The 24,634-nt window shown below is 70.8% G+C and carries 21 protein-coding genes and 1 pseudogene; 14 read left to right on the top strand and 8 right to left on the bottom strand.

Annotation, left to right across the window (positions count from 1 at the left end; all coding sequences use genetic code 11):
* Window positions 1-47 precede the first annotated feature (47 nt).
* Window positions 48-569 (top strand): MarR family winged helix-turn-helix transcriptional regulator, encoded by a 522-nt coding sequence (locus tag BN344_RS15275; RefSeq protein WP_051515993.1) that lies wholly within the window; start codon window positions 48-50, stop codon window positions 567-569.
* Window positions 566-2,275 (top strand): MDR family MFS transporter, encoded by a 1,710-nt coding sequence (locus tag BN344_RS15270; RefSeq protein ID WP_051515992.1) that lies wholly within the window; start codon window positions 566-568, stop codon window positions 2,273-2,275. Before BN344_RS15275 ends, BN344_RS15270 begins: the two co-directional genes overlap by 4 nt.
* A 681-nt stretch (window positions 2,276-2,956) precedes the next feature.
* Here the strand turns inward: BN344_RS15270 and BN344_RS15260 are convergent.
* Window positions 2,957-3,976, bottom strand: a complete 1,020-nt coding sequence (locus tag BN344_RS15260; RefSeq protein ID WP_166518254.1) for an AraC family transcriptional regulator — start codon at window positions 3,974-3,976, stop codon at window positions 2,957-2,959.
* Between the two features lie 149 nt (window positions 3,977-4,125).
* Between BN344_RS15260 and BN344_RS15255 the strand changes: the two genes are divergently transcribed.
* Both BN344_RS15255 and BN344_RS15250 read left to right on the top strand, forming a co-directional pair.
* On the top strand, window positions 4,126-5,628 hold the full coding sequence (locus tag BN344_RS15255; RefSeq protein ID WP_040339451.1) for a flavin-containing monooxygenase: 1,503 nt from the start codon (window positions 4,126-4,128) through the stop codon (window positions 5,626-5,628).
* Window positions 5,629-5,701: 73 nt separating this feature from the next.
* Complete coding sequence (locus BN344_RS15250; protein ID WP_040339450.1) at window positions 5,702-6,637, top strand: alpha/beta hydrolase; 936 nt, start codon at window positions 5,702-5,704, stop codon at window positions 6,635-6,637.
* 79 nt (window positions 6,638-6,716) lie between these two features.
* Here BN344_RS15250 and BN344_RS15245 read toward each other — a convergent pair whose 3' ends face one another.
* The gene (locus BN344_RS15245) at window positions 6,717-7,523 is read right to left on the bottom strand and encodes an SDR family oxidoreductase (protein ID WP_051515990.1); all 807 of its coding nucleotides are present in this window, start codon (window positions 7,521-7,523) and stop codon (window positions 6,717-6,719) included.
* Window positions 7,524-7,882: 359 nt separating this feature from the next.
* On the bottom strand, window positions 7,883-8,146 hold the full coding sequence (locus BN344_RS15240) for an SOS response-associated peptidase family protein (RefSeq protein WP_040339449.1): 264 nt from the start codon (window positions 8,144-8,146) through the stop codon (window positions 7,883-7,885).
* A gap of 136 nt (window positions 8,147-8,282) precedes the next feature.
* Between BN344_RS15240 and BN344_RS15235 the strand changes: the two genes are divergently transcribed.
* A complete protein-coding gene (locus tag BN344_RS15235; RefSeq protein ID WP_040339448.1) occupies window positions 8,283-9,734 on the top strand; it encodes an NAD-dependent succinate-semialdehyde dehydrogenase in 1,452 nt (483 codons plus the stop codon).
* Window positions 9,735-9,776: 42 nt separating this feature from the next.
* Complete coding sequence (locus BN344_RS20795; protein ID WP_040339447.1) at window positions 9,777-9,965, top strand: hypothetical protein; 189 nt, start codon at window positions 9,777-9,779, stop codon at window positions 9,963-9,965.
* Between the two features lie 311 nt (window positions 9,966-10,276).
* On the opposite strand, the pseudogene BN344_RS21225 reads toward BN344_RS20795, so the two are convergent.
* Window positions 10,277-10,513: pseudogene (locus tag BN344_RS21225) on the bottom strand (MFS transporter); the annotation flags it as partial.
* Window positions 10,514-10,724: 211 nt separating this feature from the next.
* Window positions 10,725-11,036: an EthD family reductase gene (locus BN344_RS15220; protein ID WP_040339445.1), complete on the bottom strand. Its 312-nt coding sequence runs from the start codon at window positions 11,034-11,036 to the stop codon at window positions 10,725-10,727.
* Window positions 11,037-11,397: 361 nt separating this feature from the next.
* Between BN344_RS15220 and BN344_RS15215 the strand changes: the two genes are divergently transcribed.
* Together BN344_RS15215 and BN344_RS15210 are read left to right on the top strand one after the other, a co-directional pair.
* Window positions 11,398-12,567 carry an acyl-CoA dehydrogenase family protein gene (locus tag BN344_RS15215; protein WP_040339444.1) on the top strand — a complete coding sequence of 390 codons (1,170 nt, stop codon included), beginning with the start codon at window positions 11,398-11,400 and terminating at the stop codon, window positions 12,565-12,567.
* The gene (locus BN344_RS15210) at window positions 12,564-13,628 is read left to right on the top strand and encodes an MBL fold metallo-hydrolase (protein WP_197022344.1); all 1,065 of its coding nucleotides are present in this window, start codon (window positions 12,564-12,566) and stop codon (window positions 13,626-13,628) included. The genes BN344_RS15215 and BN344_RS15210 overlap by 4 nt, the downstream gene beginning before the upstream one ends.
* A gap of 44 nt (window positions 13,629-13,672) precedes the next feature.
* Here BN344_RS15210 and BN344_RS15205 read toward each other — a convergent pair whose 3' ends face one another.
* Window positions 13,673-14,341 carry a TetR/AcrR family transcriptional regulator gene (locus BN344_RS15205; RefSeq protein ID WP_081788669.1) on the bottom strand — a complete coding sequence of 223 codons (669 nt, stop codon included), beginning with the start codon at window positions 14,339-14,341 and terminating at the stop codon, window positions 13,673-13,675.
* A 113-nt stretch (window positions 14,342-14,454) separates the two neighbouring features.
* Here BN344_RS15205 and BN344_RS15200 point away from each other — a divergent pair, with 113 nt between their 5' ends.
* The 4 genes from BN344_RS15200 (at window position 14,455) to BN344_RS15185 (ending at window position 18,472) form a co-directional block, all read left to right on the top strand.
* The gene (locus BN344_RS15200; protein WP_040339443.1) at window positions 14,455-16,002 is read left to right on the top strand and encodes an acyl-CoA synthetase; all 1,548 of its coding nucleotides are present in this window, start codon (window positions 14,455-14,457) and stop codon (window positions 16,000-16,002) included.
* A 112-nt stretch (window positions 16,003-16,114) separates the two neighbouring features.
* Window positions 16,115-16,621 (top strand): PaaI family thioesterase, encoded by a 507-nt coding sequence (locus tag BN344_RS15195; protein WP_170977905.1) that lies wholly within the window; start codon window positions 16,115-16,117, stop codon window positions 16,619-16,621.
* The gene (locus BN344_RS15190) at window positions 16,618-17,691 is read left to right on the top strand and encodes a BtrH N-terminal domain-containing protein (protein WP_040339441.1); all 1,074 of its coding nucleotides are present in this window, start codon (window positions 16,618-16,620) and stop codon (window positions 17,689-17,691) included. The genes BN344_RS15195 and BN344_RS15190 overlap by 4 nt, the downstream gene beginning before the upstream one ends.
* A 52-nt stretch (window positions 17,692-17,743) precedes the next feature.
* Window positions 17,744-18,472 (top strand): dienelactone hydrolase family protein, encoded by a 729-nt coding sequence (locus BN344_RS15185; RefSeq protein WP_051515988.1) that lies wholly within the window; start codon window positions 17,744-17,746, stop codon window positions 18,470-18,472.
* 48 nt (window positions 18,473-18,520) lie between these two features.
* Here the strand turns inward: BN344_RS15185 and BN344_RS15180 are convergent, their stop codons facing one another.
* Both BN344_RS15180 and BN344_RS15175 read right to left on the bottom strand, forming a co-directional pair.
* The gene (locus BN344_RS15180; RefSeq protein ID WP_137161230.1) at window positions 18,521-18,952 is read right to left on the bottom strand and encodes a hypothetical protein; all 432 of its coding nucleotides are present in this window, start codon (window positions 18,950-18,952) and stop codon (window positions 18,521-18,523) included.
* The gene (locus BN344_RS15175; RefSeq protein WP_197022343.1) at window positions 18,949-21,246 is read right to left on the bottom strand and encodes an MMPL family transporter; all 2,298 of its coding nucleotides are present in this window, start codon (window positions 21,244-21,246) and stop codon (window positions 18,949-18,951) included. Before BN344_RS15175 ends, BN344_RS15180 begins: the two co-directional genes overlap by 4 nt.
* 226 nt (window positions 21,247-21,472) lie before the next feature.
* Here BN344_RS15175 and BN344_RS15170 point away from each other — a divergent pair, with 226 nt between their 5' ends.
* Window positions 21,473-22,177 (top strand): TetR/AcrR family transcriptional regulator, encoded by a 705-nt coding sequence (locus BN344_RS15170; RefSeq protein ID WP_051515987.1) that lies wholly within the window; start codon window positions 21,473-21,475, stop codon window positions 22,175-22,177.
* 139 nt (window positions 22,178-22,316) lie between these two features.
* Complete coding sequence (locus BN344_RS15165; RefSeq protein ID WP_040339438.1) at window positions 22,317-24,617, top strand: (Fe-S)-binding protein; 2,301 nt, start codon at window positions 22,317-22,319, stop codon at window positions 24,615-24,617.
* Window positions 24,618-24,634: the final 17 nt, after the last annotated feature.

The following is a 24,634-nucleotide window of genomic DNA, read 5'->3' as shown; positions in this document are numbered from 1 at the left end:
AGCTCTGTGCGGCTGGACGCCGTACAGCAGCCGAGTATGGTTGGGACATGCAACCGGATCAGGGTGGGGTTGCCCTCGAGTCGCTGGAGCGCATTGAACAGGCGCTGACCCACCTCGTCCACCGAGCACAGCGCGTCCGGCTTCATACCGATGGGCCCGTACAGCTGCTGGACCGGAGCGCGTACACGATCCTCGGCCTCCTGAACGACGCGGGACCCATGCGCAACGGGGCGTTGGCGGCCCGCCTGCACCTCGACGCCTCGACGGTGAGCCGGCACGTGGCCGCCCTGCAGCAGGCCGGGCTTACCACGCGGGAGGCGGATCCGGACGACGGACGGGCCTGCCGGCTGCGACTGACGTCCGCCGGGCAGAGTGCAGTCGCGGAGACACGCCAGCTCCGCCGGAATGCCGTCCGCGAGCTGGTCGGCTCCTGGCCGACCGACGAACAGGACATGTTCGCGGCGCTGCTGGAACGGTTGAACGCGGATCTCGACGGCCTGGCCAGCGACGCAGCGCCTGGCGGACAGCCTGCCGACACGACTCGTGCGGAAGAGGTCGTGCGCGCGTGAGTTCTCCTGCTCCCCGTAACCCGCCTCCGGACTCCGCCGGCGGCGAGGGTCTGCCGCCGCTGGGGCACCGGCAGATCGTGACAGTGCTGGTCGGCCTCATGCTGGGCATGCTCGTCGCGGCGCTGTCGCAGACGATCGTGGCGACGGCGTTGCCGACCATCGTGGGGGAGCTCGGTGGGCAGGAACAGCTCGCCTGGGTGGTGTCGGCGACGCTGCTGACTTCGACTGCATCCACGCCGATCTGGGGCAAGTTGTCCGACCTCTACGGGCGGAAGATCATGTTCCAGTCCGCCATCGGGATCTTCCTGCTCGCCTCTCTCGCCTGTGGCTTCGCCCAGGACATGGCCCAGTTGATTGCATTCCGCGCGGTCCAGGGCATCGGCGCCGGTGGGCTGATGGCGTTGTCGCAGGCGATCCTCGGCGACATCGTCAGTCCGCGGGAGCGTGGTCGCTACCAGGGCTACATCGGATCGGTGTTCGGCATTGCCACCGTTGCGGGGCCCTTGCTCGGCGGGTTCCTCGTCGAGCACCTGTCCTGGCGATGGACCTTCTGGGTAGGCATCCCGATCGGCGTGGCCGCCCTGCTGGTCACCGAGCGGGTGCTGCGACTGCCGTTCCCGCGCAGCAAGCGCTCGATCGACTGGCTGGGCGCGTTCTTCATCGTGGGCTCGGTCAGCGCTCTGCTGCTGGTGCTGTCGCTGGGCGGCAAGGAGTTCGCCTGGAACTCCGCGTGGACCTACGCGCTCGCCGCCGCGGCGGCCGTCCTGCTGGCCCTCGCCGTGTGGCAGGAGCGTCGCGCTCGCGAGCCGATCATGCCGCCGCACCTGTTCGCGAACCACACGTTCGTCATCACAAGTCTGGCGGGCTTCGTCGTCGGCGTCGCCATGTTCGGGGCGATCGTCTTCCTGCCGCAGTATCTGCAGATCGTCAAGGGGCAGTCGCCGACCGCCTCCGGGCTGCTCACGCTCCCCTTGATGGTGGGCCTGCTCGGCGCCTCGATCGGGTCCGGGCGAGCCATCACCGCCACCGGCCGGTACAAGATGTTCCCGGTCGTCGGCCTGCTGCTGGCCGCCGCCGGGCTGGGACTCATGAGCCGGCTGGCCGCCGACACCTCGCTGGTCGTGGCCGGGGGGTACATGTTCGTCACCGGTGCCGGGATCGGGCTGGTCATGCAGGTCCTCGTTCTTGCCACCCAGAACGCCGTGGAGCGGAAAGATCTCGGCGTCGCGACCTCTGGTGCCACGTTCTTCCGCTCGCTCGGTGGCGCGCTGGGGGTGGCCGTGTTCGGCGCCCTGCTCACGCATCGCCTCGCCGACACCATCCCGTCCCGGCTCGCCGAGGCCGGCGTCCCGGCCGACAGGCTCGGGGGAGGGGCTCCGACGCTCGGCAGCCCTGAAGAGATCGGCGCGCTGCCCGAGCCGGTGTACACCGCGGTCATCACAGGCTTCGCCGATGCGCTGCAGACCACCTTCCTCGCCGCCGTCCCGTTCGCCTTGGTCGGTTTTCTCGTTCTGCTGTTCCTGCGGGAGACCCCGCTGCGCCGTCACCCGCAGGAGCAGACAAGCGGTGAAGACCTCGCCGAGGCCTTCGAGACGGCGGTCGTTCCGGACTCCGATCTCCGGCGCGGAACCGACGACGTCGCTCGCCCTCCTCATTCCGACACTCACGGCACGGCAGGCACGCAACCACCGAAGGCCCGGCCGTAGCGTTGTACGCCCGCGGCGGCCGCGACACGACCGCCTCCGCCGACCTCCGAAACGCGGAGGCCCGAGGGGTCATTCGGGTCGCAACCCCACCCGGTCGCGTGGGACAGCGGGGGCCGAAACCCTTCCTATTGCGGCGCCACGGGGCGACGATGGTTGCTGCGTGCAACGCCGGGAGAAGCGCCGACCGGCGGTGCTGTCTCACCCCCTGACGGCGCTGGACCCCTACGGAGTGGGGTGCGCGGTGGACTGCTATCTCAGAGGCACCCTGTATCTCCAGGCCGCTGCGATGTGGCTTCGGGCCGTGGCGCGGTTCCTGCTGTGGTGCCTCATGACTGGCGGCCTGGCCATGGGCACGTCGTGGGCAGGGCGTCCGGCGGTACTGACCAACTGGCTGGCGGCCGGGCCCCCGACCTGGCAGGGGCCGTGTCGCCGACAGGTCATGATCGCGCTGGAGGCGGCGCGGGGGTTCGCCGAGCTGGAGTCCTGGATGCGGGCCGGCTGTCCGCCACGGGCTGTTCGGCCGGAGCGGGACCGCACAGGGCCGCCGAAGACCTCTGACTGAGCGGCCTCAGGGAAAGGCTCAGTCCTGGGGTCGGTGCAGCCCTGGAGGGCCCGGCGCGTCGCTTCTCGACCCTCCGATGCGACACCGGGGTTCGATGCGCAGCTCAGCCCGCGCCGCCGTCACTCCGGCCCGGCCGCAGGCCGGGACGTGTCACCGCTCGTGGACGGCCGGGTTTCCCCCTCCCTCCAGCGGCCGGGGCTGACTCCCTTCCACCGCCGGAAGGCATGGACGAAGGTGGAGGCATCCGTGTAGCCGAGGCGTCGAGCGACCTGCTCGACGTTCAGACCGGCGGTCACGAGCAACTCCTCCGCCAGGTGTTCACGTGTCTGCTCCACGATCGCGCGGAACGTGGTTGCCTCGTCGCGGAGCATCCGGCGCAAGGTCCGCACGCTGACGTGCATCTCCGCGGCGACCTCCTCCTGTCCGAGGATCCGGCCCCCGGTGTGCACCAGGAGGTCACGCACCCGCCCGCTCGTCCCTCGCCGTGAGTGGCGGCGCTGGAGGAGGTCCCGGCACTGGGCCTCGCAGAGTGCGGCGGTCAGGGGGGCTGCCTGCGGCAACGGCTGGTCGAGGAGGGCAGCGTCGAAGACCAGGACCGACCGTGCGGCGCCGAACCGCGGCGGCACTCCGAACGCGGTCTCGTACGGCGTCGGATCGGCGGGCTGCGGCAGTCGCAGCGCCACGCGCAGCGGCACGACAGGGCGCCCCAGTGTCTCCCGCCACAGCTGCAGGGCCGCCGAGCTGTCGCGGAGCAGGACGAAGCGCCGGACGTGTTCCGGGACGTCCAGGTCGTCGAAGAACAGCCGGACCTCGCCGTCGTCCTCCCGGGCGCTGACGCGCGTCAGCGCGTACGTGAGGTCCACGAATCGCATCGCGACCTCGGTCCCCTCGCGGAGGGTGCGGCTCGAGAGCAGGGCGAAGCCCCAGATGCCGTAGCTCGCCAGCCGGTATCGCGCTCCGGCGGTCAGGCCTGCGTCCTCGGGCAGCGAGCCGGCGATGGCAGCGATTGCACGCATCTCCTGCTCGCCGGTGATCTCGGCAGCCGGGTCCTCGAGGGCTTCTTCCGGTATCCCCCCGCCGGCCAGCACGTCACGGCGGGGGAGGCCGTGCTCCACGGCCAGCCCACACAGAAGTGCCACGCTGCCCGTGCCGCGGACGGGCGCGTCGAAGGGGTGTTGGGGGTTGGCCGGAATACTCAACTCACGGCCGATTGTGGCATGGCTCACCTCCGCCTCGCACGGCTAGCTTCCGTCGTGACCGACATCACCAGGCAGATGGGCAATGAAGCATGACCTTGACGGCAGAAGCAGCAACCGGCACCGCGGCGGAGACCCAGCACGTCGACGTGCTCGTGGTCGGGGCGGGGATCTCCGGGATCGGCGCCGCCTATCACCTGAAGCAGCAGTTCCCGGACAAGAGCTTCGTCATCCTCGACGCGCTGGACGCCCGAGGCGGCACCTGGTGGACCCACCGCTACCCCGGCGTCCGGTCCGACAGCGACCTGTTCACCTTCGGGTACAAGTTCAAGCCCTGGCGGGGGGCGTCGATCGCCACCTCGGACGAGATCCTGTCCTACCTGGACGAGGTCATCCAGGAGAACGACCTGGGCGACCGGATCCGCTACCGGCACCGGGTGAGCGCGGCCAGCTGGTCCTCGGAGGAGAAGCGCTGGACTGTGCAGGTGACCCGTGAGGACACCGGCGAGTCGCTGCGGTTCACCACCGACTTCCTCTGGATGTGCCAGGGCTACTACGACCACTCCCGGCCCCACCAGCCGCAGTGGGAGGGGCTGGACCGGTTCCGCGGTCATGTCGTGCACCCGCAGCAGTGGCCCGCGGACCTCGACTACGCCGGCAAGCGCGTCGTCGTCATCGGATCCGGAGCCACCGCGGCCACCCTCGTGCCGGCCATGGCGCAGGAGGCGGCGCACGTGACGATGCTGCAGCGCTCGCCGACGTTCTTCTTCGCCCGCCCCAGGACCCACGAGCTGGCGAACACACTCCGCGCCCTGGACGTCCCTGACGAGTGGACCCACGAGATCCTCCGGCGCGCGTACATCGCCGAGGGGGACGAGATCACCCGGATGTCCAAGGAGGCGCCCGACGAACTGCGGGCCTTCATCATCGAATCGATGCGTCCGCTGCTACCCGAAGGCTTCGACATCGACAAGCACTTCAACCCCACCTACCGGCCGTGGCAGCAGCGGCTCGCCCTACTCCCGGACGGCGACCTGTTCACCGCCATCCGGGAGGGCAAGGCATCGGTGGTCACCGACACCATCGAGACGTTCACCGCGACCGGGATCCGCACGTCCTCGGGTGAGGAGATCGAGGCCGACGTCGTCGTCACCGCCACCGGATTCGACCTGAGCCTGTTCGGGGGAGTTGCCTTCACAGTCGACGGAGAGCCGGTCGACTTCACCGAGCGGGTCACGTGGCGCGGCATGATGATCAGCGGCGTTCCCAACATGGCCTACGTGTTCGGGTACTTCCGCGCCAGCTGGACCCTGCGTGCCGACCTGGTCAGCGAGTTCGTCTGCCGGTTGCTCGCTCACATGGAGGAGCGGGGTGTGGCGACCGTCGTCCCCACGCTGCGCCGGGAGGACGACGGTATGCAGCTGCGGCCCTGGGGCGACCCGGAGAACTTCAACGCCGGCTACGTCATGCGCACCATGCACCTGATGTTCAAGCAGGGGGACCAGGAGCCCTGGGTCCACCTGCGCGAGTACGCCGAGGAGCGCGACTCGTTGCCTGCGCTCGACCTCGACGACAGCTCGCTGGTGTACGGCTGACCGGCCGTCGCGCCGCACCGCTTCCGGAGTCCCTTCCCGCACGTCCCCAGCCGTCCCCCACAAGGAGAACCCTGTGCCGGTTGACCCGCACATCGCCGCCGTCCTCAGCATGATCGACCAGGCAGGCATGCCGCCCATGTACGAGGGGAGCGCCGAGGCCGGGCGCGCCCAGTACCTCGCGCTCACCCACGGCTCCCGGGCGCCCGAACACGTCGTCCAGGTCGGGAGCAGTGAGGACCGGACGGTGCCCGGTGCCGAGGGTGACCTCGAGGCGCGCGTCTACCGCCCGGAAGGCGAGGGCCCTTTCCCCACGGTGATCTTCTTCCACGGCGGAGGCTGGGTCATCGGCGATCTCGACACCCACGACAACATGGCGCGCAACGTCTGCAAGGGCAGCAACGCCGTCGTGGTGGCCGTGGACTACCGGCTGGCCCCGGAGCACCCGTTCCCGGCCGCAGCGGACGACGCGGTGGCCTCCGCCCGCTGGATCGCCGGGCACCTCGACGAGTTCGGCGGGGACCAGCGGCTGGGCCTCGCCGGGGACAGCGCCGGCGGCAACCTCGCCGCGGTCGTGGCGCAGGTACTGCACGCCGACGGGACGCCGCTGGCCGGCCAGTTCCTGATCTACCCGGCCGTGGACGCGGAGGGGGAGTACCCCTCCCGCGTGGAGAACGCCAAGGGCTACTTCCTCGAGAAGGACACCATGGACTGGTTCTACGGCCACTACGCAGGCGCCTGGGACGACGCCAAGGACGCCCGACTGTCGCCGCTGCACGGCGCCGACCTGTCGGGGCTGCCTCCTGCGGTCGTCGTGACGGCGGAGTTCGACCCGCTCCGGGACGAGGGCGAGGCCTACGGCGAGGCGCTGCGTGCCGCGGGCGTCGCCGCGGACGTCCGTCGCTACGACGGCATGATCCACGGGTTCTTCGACATGGGCGCCATCTCGCCGGCAGCGCAGAGCGCGATCGACGAGAGCAGCGCCCGGTTCGGCGAGCTGCTGCGCGGCTGAGGGGTCCGGGCAGCCGACCCGCCACGGGGGGGCCGGCTGCCCGGCGCTCGAGCCGTGGGTGCGACGAACCGCGGGTCGGTCACGCGGGGGACGTGTCCACCGGCGGGACGAATTCCCGGGCCACGACGCGGAGATCGTTGTGCTCTCTCGCCGCTGGAGAGCACAACCACCGGATGGCCGGGCCCATCACCGCAGGCTCCAGCAGGCCGCCCCGGGCCTCATCCGGCAGGTCGTCGGGGATCATGCCGGTGACCGTGGCGCCACCGGGCAGCAGCAGGTGGACGTGGACGCCCGTGCCGGCAAGGTCGGCGGCCATGACGCGGGACATCGCGTCGGTGGCGGCCCTGGACGGGCCGTAGGGCACGAACCCTCGGCGACGCATCGTCTCCTCGTTGATGCTGACGTTGACCACGGTGCCGTGTCCCGCCGCGACCATGTCGGGTACGACCGCGCGGGCCACCAGGAAGTAGCCGGTGACGTTGGTGGCAATGAGGTCGGCGAAGCCCGCCGGGGCGACCTCGTAGAACCGTCGCGGCTCGGTCAGGAACCGCGGATTGACAGTCCGCATGCCGATGCCGGCGTTGTTCACCAGGACGTCGATGCCACCCAGGGCAGCGCGCGCCGCCGCCACGCCATCGGCGACGGAGGCCTCGTCCCGCACGTCCATCGCAATTCCGGTCGCCGATCCGGGCCCGGCGGCAGTCTCCTGCTCGGCGACCCGGCGCGCGCGGTCGGCGTCCCGGCCGGTCAGGACCACTGAGGCCCCATCGGCCACCAGAGCCCGCACCATGCCCAGCCCCAGCCCGCTGGTGCCGCCGGTCAGCAGCACCCGCACGCCGCTGACATCGGTCTCCCGCGCTTGGCTCTCGATCGCCTGATCGGGCATCCGATCCTCCACCGCCGGGTTCCGCGTCCCCCAGAACCCTGCCATGACGCCGGGGCCCTCGCCGGGCGATGACGGACGGGCGATCAGGTCGAGGACGCAGCGGGTGGCCGTCCCGGGAGACGCAGGTGCAGGACCAGGACGAGCGCGCTGACGGCGAACAGGCACCAGGCCAGTCGGTGCAGGTTCCCGGTGTCGATCTGGTCGCCGAACAGCAGTCCCAGCAGGCTGGCCGAGAGGATGGTCCCCGAGGTAGCGCGAGGTCTGGAAGAGGCCGGCTGCCGCCCCGACCTCGTCAGGCGGGACCGTGTCGTACAACGCCGTCTGCAGCCCCAGGTTGGTGGATCCGACGCTCACGCCGATCACCGCGAGCAGCCCCGCCGTCGCCGCGTTCGACAGCTCCACGAGGGCACCAGGCCCCAGCGCACCGCCCGGAGCTCGCGGTGCACGCCGCGGGTCAGCGCGCCCTCGGCGTCGCGCTCCTTCTTCCAGCGGACGACGTGCACGTCCTTGGTCGGGGCGACGTTGTAGTCGGCCGGCACCGGGGACTGCCCGCCGGCCGGTACGGCCTCGAACTCCAGCGCCAGGTCCTCGGGTTTGCGGCTGGCGGCGTAGCAACCGCACATGGGCGCCTCCTGGCACAGGTTCGGCTGACCTCTCGCCCTGTAGGTGCGCCCGCTGACAGCGGGCCGCCCCGTGACAGCCGGGCACTCGTGGGGTAGGCCTAGGCGGAACAAGCCCCCCAGAGACGAGGATCACCGCGTGACCGCTACGCAGAACGCCCCCACCACCGCCAGCGACAGCGCCGAGCGGCGCTACGCGACCGTCAACCCGTTCACCGGCGAGACGGAGAAGGAGTACCCCTTCACCGAGACGTCGGAGATCGACGGCATCATCGGCCAGGCGCACACCGCGTACCTGGAGTGGCGCGACCGCTCGGTCGAGGAGCGCGCGGCCGTTGTCCAGAAGGCCGCCGAGCTGCTCGACGAGCGCGTCATGGACTTCGCCGCCCTCATCACCAAGGAGATGGGCAAGCGCCGGGACGAGGCCGTCGGCGAGCTCTTCCTCTGCTCGATGATCCTGAAGTACTACGCCGGCAACGGCCCGAAGTTCCTCGAGCCGACCTCGATCGAGCCGATGATGGGCGGCGGAGAGGCCGTCATCGAGACGCGCCCCGTCGGCGTGCTCCTGGCCATCGAGCCGTGGAACTTCCCCTTCTACCAGGTCGTCCGCGTCGCCGGCCCGAACCTGGTGCTGGGCAACACCGTCATCCTCAAGCACTCGGAGATCACCCCGCAGTGCGCCGTGGCGATCGAGCAGCTGTTCCGTGACGCCGGCGCCCCCGAGGGCGCGCTCATCAACACCTTCCTCAAGATCGAGGACGTCGAGCAGGTCATCGCCGACCCCCGCATCCAGGGCGTGACGCTGACCGGCAGCGAGCGGGCCGGCTCGTCGGTCGCCGCCCTGGCCGGCAAGCACCTCAAGAAGTCCGTGCTGGAGCTCGGCGGCAGCGACCCGTTCATCGTCCTCGACGGTGAGAACCTGGAGGCGACCGTCAAGGCGGCCACCGCCGGGCGCATGGGTAACACCGGGCAGGCCTGCACCGCCTCCAAGCGGCTGATCGTCACCGAGGACGCCTACGAGCCCTTCGTCGAGGGCCTGAAGCAGGCATTCGGCATCTTCGCCCCCGGCGACCCGGCCGACCCGGCGACGTCGCTCGCGCCACTGTCGAGCGAGAAGGCGGCCGCGGACCTGCAGGCGCAGATCCAGGACGCCATCGACAAGGGCGCCACCGTCGTCGCGGGCGGCCAGCGCCCCGATCACGCCGGCGCGTTCGTGTCGGCGACGATCCTCACCGACGTCACTCCCGACATGCGGGCCTACCGCGAGGAGCTCTTCGGTCCCGCGGCCGTCGTCTACAAGGTGAAGAACGCCGACGAGGCGGTCGCGCTGGCCAACGACAGCGACTTCGGCCTGGGTGCAACCGTCATGGGCAGCAACCCCGAGGAGGCGCGGTCGGTGGCCGAGCGGCTGGAGGCAGGCATGGTCTGGATCAACCAGCCCACCGGCTCCTCCCCGGAGCTGCCCTTCGGTGGCGTCAAGCGGTCCGGCTACGGCCGCGAGCTCTCCGAGCTGGCCATGTTCGAGTTCGCCAACCGGCGGCTGCTCCGCACGGTCCCGGTCAAGAAGACCGAGAAGCCGCAGGCCGGCTGAGCACGTGCGGGGAGGTGCGGCGCGGGCGGGCAGACTGACCTCGTGAGAGACGTCTGGCCCGCGCCGCACCACCCTGCTCCGGTCGACGCCGTCGTGTCCCTGCCCGGGTCGAAGTCGCTGACCGCCCGGGCACTCGTGCTCGCCGCGCTGGCGGACGGCCCCAGTCGGCTCGTGCACCCCCTCAGGGCGCGCGACACCGACCTCATGGCCGCAGGCCTGGGCGCACTCTGAGTCGGCATCGACGACGTCGACGGCAGCGACTGGCTGGTCGCACCCGGAACGCTCAGCGGTCCGGTCACGGTCGACGCCGGGCTGGCCGGCACGGTGCTGCGGTTCCTCCCCCCGGTGGCCGCCCTCGCCGACGGCCCGGTCACCGTGGACGGCGACCCGCGACCTGCACGACCGCCCCAACGCCGGGCTGATCGACGGCCAGCGCGCGGGCCCGGCCCTCCACGACCAGCCGGCGGATGATCGCCATGCCGGAGGGGGTAGATCGCGGAGCTGCCCAGCGCCTGGACCGCCCGGATGGCCAGGAGCGTGGCGAAGTTCGGGGGAGAGCGGCGCCGCGGGCTGGCCAGGCCGACCGGCGCGAGCCCCGCGAGGAACAGTCGGCGTGGCCCGAACACGTCTCCGAGCCGGCCGGAGACCGGCTGGGCCACCGCGCTGGTCAGGTGGAACAGCGAGATCATCCAGGAGACGCAGGCGAACAACAGCTCGAAGTCCTCCGCCAGCTGGATCAGGGCGACGGCGATCAGCGAGGAATTGAGCGGGTTCAGCACCGTGCCGGAGGCGGTGGCGACGAGCAGGGGCCCGCGTCGCGGCCCCGCTCGCCCCCGGGACCCGGCACCGGAGCCCCCCCCACCGGTGCGACGGTAGAGCCGCCGCCGCCTCCCGCGCCCGCCGGCAATGGGAAATCGGTCGAGGGAGCGCAGTCCCCTGGACCGACGCGGGTGCCGTCCCCCGTCGCACCGGAGGACGGCACCCGGCAGCTCAGGGAGTGAAGTCCTCTATGTCGTAGTGGCTCATGCTCGCGCCGCCGGTGGCGAAGTTCGGCACGTCGCCGGCGGCGGCCGTGCCCTCGGGGGACCCCATGCCGGAAGCGAACGCCTCGGCGGAGGCGAAGTCGAGCACGGCAACCAGGTACGGCGCGGTGTCGCCGTCCAGAGCGTTGGCGTGGCCGATGTCGAAGCGCACCACGCCGGGGATCTTCCGTGCGAGCGGGACGTGGACGTCGCGGTAGTGCTGGTCGAACGCAGAAGGGTCCGTCGGACGGCCGTACTGGACGAGCAATCTGTGCGTCATGCGTTCTCCCTACCGCACTGGTGGGCGATCTGGCGGTACTCCCGCTCCCGCAGGACGTGGTGGATCGCGCGTAGTGGAGCCGACATCCGCCACCGCTGCAGCCAGCGCAACCGGAGCCTCTCGGCGCTGCGAGTCCGCTGTCGGAATGGCCGGCGCGAACGATGCGGGTGTTGTGCGCCACATCCACGGACGACTAACCTGACGGTGACGTCAAGTCCTCCGTGGCCGTCCCTACGACCTGCTTGAGGTGTCGTAGTGGCTCACGTCGTTCGAGGCGCGGAGGGTGCATCGCGGCCCTGCTCGACATGCACGCGGCCGCCTGTGTACCAGCTGCGGGAGGACCGACCGGAGGAGAGCAGTCATGAGCCCTACCGACGTCACCGCGCACGCCCCCGACCCATGGAGCACGCCCGAGCGGGTGGCCCTCCGCCGGCTCGCCCGCGACTTCGTGGCCCGGGAGATCGCTCCGAACATGGCCGAGTGGGAACGGGATGGCGAGCTGCCGCGCGATCTGCACCGTAAGGCGGCCGGCGCGGGCCTGCTCGGCGTCGGGTTCGCCGAAGAGGTGGGCGGCAGCGGCGGCAACGCGATCGACTCGGCGGTCATGACCGAGGAGATCCTGCACGGGGGTGGGTCCACAGGTGTCTGTGCCTCGCTGTTCACCCACGGCATCGCCGTGCCGCACATCGCCGCCCACGGCAGCGCCGAGCTGGTCGACCGCTACGTCCGACCCACGCTGGCCGGGGAGCTGATCGGTTCGCTCGCGGTGACCGAGCCCGGCGGGGGCTCGGATGTCGCAAATCTGCGCACCCGGGCCGTGCGCGAAGGCGACGAGTACGTGGTCAACGGAGCCAAGACCTTCATCACCAGCGGGGTCCGCGCCGACTTCGTGACCACCGCTGTGCGCACCGGCGGACCGGGTCACGGCGGTGTCTCGCTGCTCGTCATCGACACGAACACGCCCGGGTTCAGCGTCTCCCGGCGGCTGGACAAGATGGGCTGGCGGTGCAGCGACACAGCCGAGCTGGCCTTCACCGACGTCCGCGTGCCGGCCGCGCAGCTGGTGGGCACAGAGAACTCCGGCTTCGTGCAGATCATGCAGCAGTTCCAGAGCGAGCGGATCGGCCTGGCAGTCCAGGCCTACGCCACCGCGGCCCGCGCCCTGGACCTGGCCCTCGGGTGGGCGCGGGACCGGGAGACCTTCGGGCGGCCGCTCTCCTCTCGACAGGTGATCCGGCACAAGCTCGCCGAGATGGCGCGTCAGGTCGACGTCGCCCGCACCTACACGCGAGCTGTGGCGCAGCGCTACCTGGCCGGGGAGGACGTCGTCACCGAGGTGTCGATGGCGAAGAACACCGCCGTCTACGCCTGTGACTTCGTGGTTGACGAGGCGGTGCAGATCTTCGGCGGCATGGGATACATGCGGGAGTCGGAGGTCGAACGGCACTACCGGGACGCCCGGATACTCGGCATCGGCGGCGGGGCGAACGAGATCATGAACGAGGTCATCAGCAAGCGGATGGGTCTGTGACCGCGGGGTCCGCCGGCCCGTTGTGGGTCACCGGCGTCAAGCAGCAACGGGCGTGGGTCGAAAACGTACTGCCGCCGGTGGAGCGGGTCCAGCAGGGGCTGTGGTCGATCCCGGTGCCCATTCCCGACAGCCCCCTGCGCTACGTCCTCGTCTACGCCCTCGAGCTCGATGACGGGGTGGCACTGATCGACGCCGGGTGGGACACCGACGACGCCTGGCAAGCCCTCACCCAGGGCCTGGCGACGGCGGGGTACGTGGTCGCCGACGTCCGCGGCGTCATGGTGACGCACATCCATCCCGATCACTACGGCCTGGCGGGCCGGGTCCGTGAGGCGTCAGGGGCCTGGGTGGGGCTGCATCCCGACGACGCTGCGCTGCTGCCGGCCCGGTACGGGGCCGGCATCACCGACCTGCTGGAGGGCATGGTCGCACTGCTGCGGAACTGCGGAGTGCCCGAGGACGAGCTCCGGGTCCTGTCCGGGGCCTCGCTGCAGATCGCCGACTACGTCCGCCAGGCCGAACCGGACCGCCTCATCCGCGACGGTGACCGGCTGCCCTTGCCTGGATGGGATCTGCGTGCCGTGCACACTCCCGGCCATTCGCCCGGGCACCTGTGCTTCCACGAGCACCGTCGTCGCCTCCTCTTCTCCGGCGACCACGTCCTGCCCCGCATCACACCCAACATCGGGGTGCACGCGCAGTCGGGCGGCAACCCGCTGGCCGACTTCATCGATTCCCTGGCGCGTGTCGGGGCGCTGGACTCCCACCTGGACGAGGTGCTGCCCGGGCACGAGTACCGCTTCGCCGGTCTGGCGGCGCGCGTGTCGGCGCTGGTGGGCCACCACGACGCCCGACTGCAGGAGATCCACGCTGCTGTGACGACGGCGCCCACGACCTGGGAGCTGACCGCCGCGCTGAGCTGGTCGCGGCCATGGCAGCAGATCTCGGGTTTCATGCGCAGAGCGGCTGTTGCCGAGACCCTGGCGCACCTGGTTCTCCTGGAGAGCAGGGGTCGGGTGCGGCGCAGCCGCGAGACGCCGTGGCATTGGGTGCAGCACTGACCGGCCGGGCCGCCCCGCGCGGTCCCTCGGCGGTCCCAGCAGGGTCAGCCCGCGCCGGGGCTCTCGGCGGTGCCTTCACCGGCGGGTCGGGCCGGCGGCGCCAGACCTATCGCCCCCGCCCACAACCGGGTGAGGACGTCGACGGCGGCGGCTTCGTCGAGTTCTTCCACCGGGTCCTGCCACACGTGGGCGAAGGACTCCACCATCGCGCCCAGCGCGCTGGCCGTCGCCCGCGGTGGCAGCAGCGGGTCGGCCAGGCCCAGCTCCTGCAGCCGGATCAGGCCCTCCATCCCACGCTGGACGAACGACTCACGCATCTCCGAGCGGAGCTGTCGGAAGTCCTCCTGGGTGTCCGCCAGCGAGTCCAGCACTCGGAGGATGCGGGAGTGCCGGGTGACAGCACGCAGGAAGGACCGGTTGGCGGCCTCGATGCGCGCGTACGCAGCTTTGGCCGGCAGGCGGGTACCGATCGAGGTCGCCGAGAAGACCTCTGCGGCGACCTCGCTGACGATCTCGCGGAGCAACGTCTCCTTGGAGTCGAACCACGTGTAGAACGTGCCGTGGGAGACCCCCGCGCGTAAGGCGATGTCATCGATCCCCACGGCGGAGAACCCGCACTCCTCGAACAGCTGCCGTCCGGCCGTCAGCAGTGCGGATCGGGTGCGGCGGCCACGCGCCGTGGCCGGAGGTGACGCAGGTCCTGCCGAGGTCATGCTCCGTCCCTTCCGCCGATGGCCGCGGGCTCCATCTTGACGACACCGTCAAGTTTGGACCAAGCTGCCGTGACCTGGGTCACGGACTGTTGTCCCGACGAAGAGGGTGGCGCATGGACGAGGGAATCGGTGGCTGGGTCGCCACGAGGGCGTTCCTGTCCGGGGACCGGCTCGCACTGGTGGACGGAAACCGGCGCCTCACCTATGCCGAGCTGGACAGGAACATCGATCAGCTGGCCCGAGCGCTGCGTGCGCTCGGGGTCCGCCAAGGGGACCGGGTCGCCGGGCTCCTGCTCAACAGCACAGCGTTCCTCGAGACCATGCTGGCCACCGCGAAGCTGGGGGCTGTGTTCGTGCCCATGAACGTGCGGCTCGGGCCGGCGGAGGTCGCCTACCTCCTGGTCGACTCTGGGTCGGACACCTTCGTGTACTCGGCGCCCCTCGCGCCAGTGGCGCGCGCAGCAGTCACCGCGGACGGGGTGCGGGTCCGGTCCCGCCTGGTCGTCGGCGGAGAGCCCGAGGACGGGGAGCTCGACTACGAGCAGGTGCTGAGCAGCGGCGATCCCCGGCCCGTGGATACCGACGTCGACCGTCGGGACCTGTCCTGTCTGATGTACACGTCCGGGACCACGGGACGTCCCAAGGGGGCGATGCTGACCCACGACAACCACCTGTGGAACGTCGTGAACAGTCTCTCCTTCGGCCGAGGGCTTCGCGAGAGCGACGTCACGGTGACAGTGGCGCCGATGTTCCACATCGGTGGCCTGGGTGTCCACACGCTGCCGCTGCTCTACGTCGGCGGGACCAACGTCCTGCTGCCGTCGTTCGATCCGCTCCGGACCGTGGAGGCCATGTCCCGGGAGCGGACCACCGTGCAGTTCATGGTCCCGGCGATGTGGGCGGCGCTCATGTCGGTGCCCGGTTTGGACGACTTCGACCTGTCGTCGCTGGAGCTGGCAGTGTCCGGGGGAGCGCCGTGCCCGCTGCCGGTCATCGACTTCTTCCAGGGGAAGGGACTGCCCTTCCAGGAGGGCTTCGGGATGACCGAGACAGCGCCCGGTGTGTCAGTGCTGGACGCCGACCACGTCAAGGAGAAGGCGGGTTCCATCGGCCGGCCGATGTTCCACGTCCGGGCGCGCATCGTCGATGACGCCGACAGGGACGTCCGCACCGGGGAGGTCGGAGAGCTCGTGCTGCGCGGACCCAACGTGTTCGCCGGCTACTGGGGTCTACCGGAGGCCACGGCCGAGGCATTCCGCGGTGGGTGGTTCCACACCGGCGACCTCGGGCGCATGGACCCCGAGGGCTTCATGACGCTCGTCGACCGCAAGAAGGACATGATCATCACCGGTGGCGAGAACGTGTACCCCATCGAGGCCGAGCAGGTGCTCTACCGGCATGATTCCGTCCGCGAGGTGGCTGTCGTCGGCGTCCCCCACGACCGCTGGGGGGAGACACCGGTGGCCGTCGTCGCGCTCCAGGACGGCGCCGCGACGACGGCCGAGGAACTGATCGCGTACGCCCGCGAACGGCTCGCACACTTCAAGTGCCCCACGCGGGTCGAGTTCGTCGCCGAGCTCCCGCGCAACGCCACCGGCAAGGTGCTGAAGACGGTGTTGCGGCAGCAGCACGGCGGAGGAGAAGCGGCGGTACACCGCTGAGCACGCCGGTCGGCGACGCCGAAGTTGCCCCCATCCGGCTCGCCGGGACGCACGGGCCGGAGTGTGCACGCGTGAAATCTCAATCAGACGGGTCCGACAGGAGGCAGTGGTGGTGGACGACGTGAATTCGGTGGTCGGCGACTGGGCGCGGGGGTTCGCCGGGCACGACCATGCCCGAGACCTGCCCCCGCACCATCCACGCTGCCTCGGCTGTGGCCCGGAGAACCCACACGGCCACCACCTGCAGGTCTGGCGAGAAGGGGACGCGGTCCGCGCCGAGCACGCCTTCGACGAGCGGCATGTCGGCGCGCCGGGCATCGCGCACGGTGGCGCGGTCGCCACGGTGCTGGACGACCTGTTCGGCTTCCTCCTCTACCGGATCGGGGAGCCCGCTGTCACCCGCCATCTCGAGGTCGGTTACCGGGCGCCGGTGCTGCTCGGAACCCCGTATCTGCTCGAGGCCGGACTACAGCGCCGGGAGGGCAGGAAGCTGTTCGTCCGGGCGCAGGGCACCGACGAGGGGGGCGCGCTCGTCGTCGAAGCGAACGCCGTCTTCGTCGTCGTCGGCCGGGAGCACTTCGCTCGTGGCGGCGGCGACGTGGTGAGGGTGGCACCGTGACCGGGGGACGGCTGCTGGAGGGTTACCCCCACCGCATGGCCGGGCACTGCGGATCCGGAGCCCTGCGGGATCTGCTGGAGTGGGCCGGCCTTGCTTGGGGAGGGGAGGCGGCCGCGGAAGGCCTGGTGTTCGGCCTCGGTGGTGCACTGCACTTCTCGTACATGCGGGTGCCGGGCCTGACCCCGCCGGTCTACCTCGTCGGCAGGGGAGGAGACATGGAGGTGGACCTGCTCGGTCGCCTCGGAGCCGGCGTGGACCTGCGGCGTACCGATGATGAGGCGCTGGGGTGGCAGTGGGTCCGCGACGAGCTGGTCGCCGGCCGGCCCGTCATGGTGTGGGCTGACATCGCCGAGCTCCCTTACCTCCGCGTCCGGCTGCAGATGAGCCGGCACGATGTCGTCATCGTCGGCTACGACGACGAGCGGGAGATCGCCTACGTCGTCGACAACGACCGCGAGGACGTCCAGGAGGTGCCCTACGCGGCGCTGGCCCGGGCGCGCCGCTCGACGGGGTTCCCGGCGCCCACACGGCACGCGACGTTCGCCGTGGAGTGGCCGGAGCGGCTTCCGGACCTGCGCTCCACCGCTGCGGACGCGTTCGCCGCCGCGGGGGCCGGGATGCGCAGCGGGGGTTCCGGGCTGGCGAACCGCCCTGACCTGCCGCCGGGCTCGATCAGTGCAGCCGGGCTGGCCGGCATCCGCCGATTCGCCGACGACCTGGCCCGCTGGCCGCAGGTCCTCGACGACGTGACCCTGGAGTCCGCGCTGGCTGCCCTCCCCGTGTTCATCGAGAAGGCGGGCACCGGGGGTGGGCTGTTCCGTCGGCTGCAGGCCGAGTGCTGCCATGACGTGGCCAGGCGGACGGGGAGCGCGGCGAGCGAACAGGCGGGCCTCGCCTACGACAGGTGCGCCGAAGGCTGGAGCCGGCTGGGCCGGTCTGCCAGAGTCGACACCCCGCTGTCGGACCGGGTCGCTGCCGTGGCGGAGGTGGCCGACCGGTTGCCCGGCCTGGAGGAGGAGGCCGTGGAGTTCCTGGAGGCGGCCGCCGAGGAACTGCGGGCGTCCATGTGACGCCGGGCCTGCCCCACAGCTCATCGACTGGTACTTGACCCCGGAGGCCGTGATGCCCGAGACGACGATCGGCGGGGCCGCGAGCGCCTCGCAGTTGAAGGCCTATCTCGCCGTACCGCCGGTCGGCACGGGCCCGTGGCCCGGCGTCGTGGTGGTGCACGAGGCCTTCGGACTCACCGACGACACCCGGCAGCAGGCCGACCGCCTGGCGGCCGGCGGCTACCTGGCCCTGGCGCCGGACCTGTTCAGCGCCGGGGGAGCTGTCCGCTGCCTTCGCTCGACGTTCCGGACGCTGGCCCGTGGAGAAGGTCCGGCCTTCGACGATCTGGCGGCTGCCCGTTCCTGGCTCACGGGGCGCTCCGACTGCACTGGGAGCGTGGGAATCCTCGGCTTCTGCATGGGGGGCGGCTTCGCCCTGCTCGCAGCCACCCGCGGCTTCGACGCCTCGGCCCCGAACTACGGGCAGATCCCATCGGACCTCGAGCGCGTGCTGCAGGGCGCGTGCCCCGTGGTGGCCAGCTACGGGGGTCGCGACAGGACCCTGCCCGGTGCGGCCGAGCGATTGGACGAGGCCTTGACCGGCCTCGCGGTCGACCACGACGTCAAGGAGTACCCACAGGCCGGCCACTCCTTCATGAACCGGCACAACGCCGGGCCACTCGCCGTCCTCGAGCGGGTGGCCGGCTTCGGCTACCACCATCCATCCGCGGAGGACGCCTGGCGGCGGATCCTCGGCTTCTTCTCCCACCACCTCCACGACGGGGACCCTGCTGCCGGCTGAACCTGCAGAGCGCTCGCCGAGCGGCCGGACGGCCGGCCGCCCGCGGCCCTACGGGCGCCGGCGGGCGAGGCGGCGTAGAAGCAGCCCGGCGGCGGCGGTGGCCGCGATGAGGTCCTGGCTGAGCAGGGCGGCCGGCATGCCCAGGACCCGTTGCGGGATGCGGTGCTGGTCGTAGGGGGACGTCCCGGGCACCAGCAGCGTGAGGTTGAACGGCGCCCAGCGGACGATGGGCAGCAGTGCGGCGGCGACGAGCAGACGCTCGTCGGGCCGATGCTCGTCGCCGGCGGCACGGAGCAGCCAGAGGGCGAGGACTCCCTCCGCCGTCGCACCGAGGACCTCGGAGGTCCCGTGCCACCGGGCGTGCGGACCGTACTCGGGACCGAAGGTGTGGCCGTGGTTCCAGTCGGCGAGCCAGGGGAGGGTCGCCGACGCTACGGCGGATCCGGTGATCAACCGTCGTCCCCACCGCGCGAGGGTCATCGGGATCCTCCCCCCGCGGGGATCGACGCCGGCTCCCGACCAGGCTGATCCGTGGCGGCGGGAACCTCCCCGCGCTCTTCGTCGAGCCGCTGGAGGAGCTTCTCACCTTCGACGTCGAGGTCGGGGAGGAGCCGGTCGAGCCATGCGGGCAGCCACCAGGCCCGGTCGCCGAACATGGCCATGACCGCCGGGACCAGGGTGAGCCGGATCAGGAACGCATCGATCAGGATGCCGACGGCGAGCGCGAAGCCGACCTGCTTGACCGTCGGGTCGGCGTTGAAGATGAAGCCGGCGAAGACCGCAGTCATGATGATCGCCGCAGCGACCACCACGCGGCTCGCCTGGGTGAACCCGTCGGTGACGCTGTCGGCTCCGTGACTTCCGTGGACGTGGGACTCGCGGATCGAGGAGACCAGGAAGATCTGGTAGTCCATCGCCAGCCCGTAGAGCACGCCGGTCGCGATGATCGGGATCACGCTCATCACCACGGTGGTGCTGTCGAGCCCGAACACCTGGTTGAGCCAGCCCCACTGGAAGACGGCCGTCGTCGCCCCGAACGTCGCCAGGATGCTGAGCAGGAACCCGACTGTCGCCTTGATCGGGACGAGGACGGACCGGAACACCAGGAGCAGCACGATCAGCGACAGGCCGAGGACGACCGCCAGGTAGAGGGGCAGCACCTCGGACAGTCGCTCGGACATGTCGATGCCGATGGCTGTCAGGCCGGTGACGCCGAGGGTGACCCCGAGGTCGCCCGCGTACTGCGTCGAGCGGTCGCGGATCTCCGCGACCAGGTCCTCGGTCGCCTCGTCGGTCGGACCCGTGGTCGGAACGACCTGCAGAACCGCGATGGTGCCGTCCTGGCTGGCGCCGGCGGGCATGGTCGTCTGGACGCCCTCGAGCGCGTCGAGGTCTGCCGCCAGTTGCTCCAGAGTCGGCGGCTCGATCGGTGCGCCCGGCTCGGCGGTCCGCACGGCCACGGTCAGCGGCCCGTTGAAGCCTTCGCCGAAGCCCTCGGCGACCACGTCATAACCTTCGCGCTGTGCGCTGCCGCTGCCGTAGCTCTCGGCCGAGGGCATCCCGAGCCGCATGCTGGACAGCGGCAGGGCGAGCAGCGCGGTGACCCCGGTGACCAGGAGGACGGCCGCCCAGCGGTGTCGCACGACGAGCCCGACCCAGCGACGCGCCGGGCTCCGGGAGCGGTCGCCGGGCCGGGCCTGGTGTGCCCGGGCGCGAGGTGAGCAGATGCGTTCCCTGACCAGGCCGAGCAGGGCCGGAAGCAGGGTCAGGGCGACCACGACGGCGATGGCGACTGTCGCGGCGGCGATGAGCGCCATCACCGTCAGCAGTTCGATACCCACGACCAACAGCCCGGTGAGCGCGATGACGACAGTCGTTCCGGCGAAGAACACGGCGCTTCCGGCGGTGCCCACGGCTCGGGCCGCGGCTTCTCCTGCGTCCAGACCGCGGGTCAGGATGAGCCACCGCTGCCGGTTGACGATGAACAGGGCGTAGTCGATGCCTACGGCGAGCCCCAGCATCAGCGCCAGGACCACGGACAAGGAGTTCAGTTCGAACAGGTGGGCCAGCGCGAAGGCGCCGCCGATGCCCGCGCCGACCCCGGCCAGGGCGGTGAGCAGCGGCAGCCCGGCGGCAACCACGGAGCCGAGCGTGACGACGAGGACCAGGGCCGCCACGGCGAGGCCGACGATCTCCCCGATGCCGATGATCTCGGGGATCTCCTGCAGGGTGGCGCCCGGAAGCACGGCCACCCCCGCTTCTTCCGCCGGTGCCTCCGCCGCTGCGACGGTGTCGGCCACGGTGCCCTGGGGGAGCTCGAACAGCTGGTCCTCGAACTGGAACTGGAACAGCGCGACGCGGCCGTCCTCGGACACCATCACGCCCGGGATCGGCCGGCCGTCCACGACCAATGCCCCCGGCGCGACAGCCGCCGCGCCGGGAGGCTGCGGTACGTCGCCCGGGGAACCGGCTGCGGGCGGGCCCCCTGGCTCTCGGGCTCCGGTCAGTTCGGCCGGATCCACGACCGGATCGATCCCGTAGACGCCCTGAACGGCCTCGGCGACCACCGGGGCGAGCCGGTCCGAGTCGAGACGCTCGCCGGACGACGCCTGGAACACCAGCGAACCCTGACCGCCGCTCACTTCCGGGAGTTCCCGGGCCAGTTCGTCGATCACCTCCTGGGCCGGTGTCCCGTCGATGCGGAACTCCGTGCTCAGCTTGGGGGGATTGAGGGCCAGTGCGCCGACGAGCGCGACCAGCAGCACCACCCACACCGCGACCACACGGAACGGGTGCCGATACGTCGCCCGCCCCACCCTGTACAGCAATGTCGACACCGCAGCCCCCAGAGCCGGTCAGTGCGTCACGGCTCCCATGAGGGCACCGTGGAAGACCAGAAGTGATAGGGAGCTATCGTATGCACGGAAGGCCCTGGCTGCAGCCGGTGGTCTCCAGCGGTACTGCGGGTGCCGCTCGCGTCGGCTGAGAGGATCCCCTGCCATGACACCGCCGGCGAGTACACGGCGGCGAGACGCCCTCGCGAACAGCGAACGGTTGATCGCGGCCGCCCGCAAGGTGTTCGCCTCCGGTGGTCAGGGTTCGCTGGAGGAGATCGCGAGCGAAGCCGGAGTCGGGATCGCCACCCTGTACCGCCACTTCTCCGGCCGGGAGAGCCTGACCCGGGCGGTGTACCGATCGATCATGCGGGACGAGCTCCTGCCCCTGCTTCGTCAGTCGTGCGCCCAAGGCAGCGCCCGGCAGTCGTTCCTGCTGATCGTCGAGCGACTGCTGGAGCTACTCGACCGGGAGCGCGGACTGATCGCCTCGTCCGCTGACTTCGCGGTGCTGACCGACGACCTGCTGAGGGAGTTCCTGGAGCCCTTCGCCGTCCTGCTGCGGCACGCGCAGGAGAGGAACGAGATCCGGGCGGACCTGCAGCCCTACGACATCCCGCGTGTGCTCAGCATCCTCGTCGTCGGTCTCTCCACGCCCCCGGCCTCGCCGGCAGACCGGCGCCGGTACGTGTCCCTGGTCTTCGATGCAATGGGACCCGACCAGGCTGAGTCGCTGCCTCCCCTCGACGAGAAGGACGGCGTGGAGGGTATGCGAAGCGGCTTCATGGCAATCCGGATGGCCAGCTCCTCGCGCGAGCCGGACAGCAGCCGTCCGAACGGCGCCAGCCCTCAGGAAGGGGACGCCGGGTGATCGCCGAGGCCGCGTTCTCGCGCGCGAGTTCCGGGGCGCGGAGCGATGAGCCCCCAGGCGCACACCGCACAGAGTTTCGCCGTCGCCGATCGGCGCACGGGAGTCAACCGACGCCGTCAGGCGTGCGGGGGAGGAATTGATGACGGGCCCGCTGCAGGTCGTCCTGGGGACGATCAGCGTCCTGTTCCTGTTCGTTTCGGTGGTGATGGCCTACCGGGCCGTCCGCGCGATGGTGCGGATCATCCGCACCGGCCAGCCCGACGGCACCCGGTGGGGGCCGGTGAGGACCCGCCTGAAGACGACGCTGGTCGAGTCGCTGGGTCACACCCGGATGCTGAAGTGGTCCTCGATCGGGGTCGCGCACTGGTTCGTCTTCATGGGGTTCTACGGCCTCGTGCTGACGCTGGTGGAGGCGTTCGGTGAGGTGTGGAACCCCGCTTTCCACATCCCGCTGATCGGTGAGTGGGGCGTCTGGAACCTGTTCGCGGACATCATCGGCACCGGCACGATCCTCGGGATCGGCTACCTGATCTACCGGCGCCAGCGGGACCACCCGCGCCGGCAGGGCCGCAAGAGCCGCTTCGCCGGGTCGAACGAGGGCCGGGGCTACTTCGTCGAGGCGGTCATCCTGACCATCGGGATCTGCATCCTGCTGATCCGTGCGCTGAAGGTGTCCTCGGGCCTGACCGATGCGCCTGGCTGGTCGCATCCGATCTCCGGCGCGCTGGCGAACGTGATGCCCGACAGCCCGGACCTGCTGACCGTCGTGGCGTTCGTGAAGGTCGTGGTCAGCCTGACCTGGCTGGTGGTGATCAGCCGGGTGCTGAACATGGGTGTGGCGTGGCACCGGTTCAGCGCGTTCCTCAACATCTACGCCAAGCGGGAGGGTGCCAGTGGCGCGCCGGCCCTGGGCCCGCTGCCGGCGATGACCTCGGGTGGGAAGCCGATCGACTTCGAGGATCCCGACGAGGACGCGGTGTTCGGCCGCGGGAAGATCGAGGACTTCACGTGGAAGGGCATGCTGGACTTCACGACCTGCACCGAGTGCGGGCGGTGCCAGAGCCAGTGCCCGGCGTGGAACACGGGCAAGCCGCTCAGCCCGAAGATGGTGATCATGGACCTCCGCGATCACCTCTACGCGAAGGCCCCCTACCTCCTCGGTGAGAAGACCGCGTCGGAGACGGCGCCGGACTACGACATCCTCAAGCCCAGCGACGAGCAGGTCTGGGCCAGCGGCTACGCCCGCATCGAGGGCACCAACGACGCGCAGGCGCACCGCCCGCTGGTCGGCACCCTCGAGGAGGGCGGGGTCATCGACCCCGACGTCCTGTGGAGCTGCACGAACTGCGGCGCCTGCGTCGAACAGTGCCCGGTGGACATCGAGCACATCGACCACATCGAGGACATGCGGCGCTACCAGGTGCTCATCGAGTCGAACTTCCCCTCCGAGGCCGGCGTGATGCTGACCAACCTGGAGAAGCGCGGCAACCCCTGGGGCATGGGCGGCAACGTCCGCGAGGACTGGATCAAGGAGCTCGACTTCGAGGTGCGCATGGCCGACGGCCCGCTGCCCCACGAGGTCGAGTACCTGTTCTGGGTCGGCTGCGCCGGCGCCGTCGACGACCGCGCCAAGAAGGTCACCAAGGCCGTCGCGGAGCTGCTGCACACCGCGGGCGTCGAGTTCGCCGTCCTCGGCAACGGGGAGACCTGCTCCGGTGACCCGGCCCGCCGCCTGGGCAACGAGTTCGTCTTCCAGCAGCTGGCCATGGAGAACGTCGAGACCCTCAACGGCGTCTTCGAGGGCCGCGTCCCCGGCACCCGCAAGATCGTGGCCACCTGCCCGCACTGCTTCAACTCGCTGGGCAAGGAGTACCCGCAGGTCGGTGGCGAGTACGAGGTCATCCACCACACGCAGCTGCTCGGCCAGCTGATCGAGGAGGGCCGGCTCGTCCCGGTCACCCCGATCGACCGCAAGGTGACCTACCACGACCCGTGCTTCCTGGGCCGGCACAACAAGGTCTACACGCCTCCGCGCGAGATCCTCGACGCCGTCGAGGGCCTCACCACGCAGGAGATGCACCGCTGCAAGGACCGCGGCTTCTGCTGCGGCGCCGGCGGTGCGCGCATGTGGATGGAGGAGAAGATCGGCAAGCGGATCAACGTCGAGCGCACCGAGGAGGCGCTCGAGCTCGATCCCGACGTCATCTCCACCGCCTGCCCGTTCTGCATCACGATGCTCTCCGACGCCCTCACGTCGAAGAAGCAGAACGGCGAGGCCGGCGAGCACGTCGAGGTCCTCGACGTCAGCCAGATCCTGCTGCGCTCGATGCAGCCGGTGGCGGCGGGCGTCCAGGGCGCGGCCTCCGGTGCCGACGTCGGCACCAAGACCGACGACGTCGTCGGGCTCGACTCCGCGGCGACGGAGCACGACCCTAAGTAGGAGAAGGACCGGCGACG

Origin of the sequence: Candidatus Blastococcus massiliensis AP3 (assembly GCF_000582785.1) — a bacterium.
GTDB classification, from domain to species: Bacteria; Actinomycetota; Actinomycetes; order Mycobacteriales; family Geodermatophilaceae; genus Blastococcus; species Blastococcus massiliensis.
This window is presented reverse-complemented; position numbering and strand designations above follow the sequence as displayed.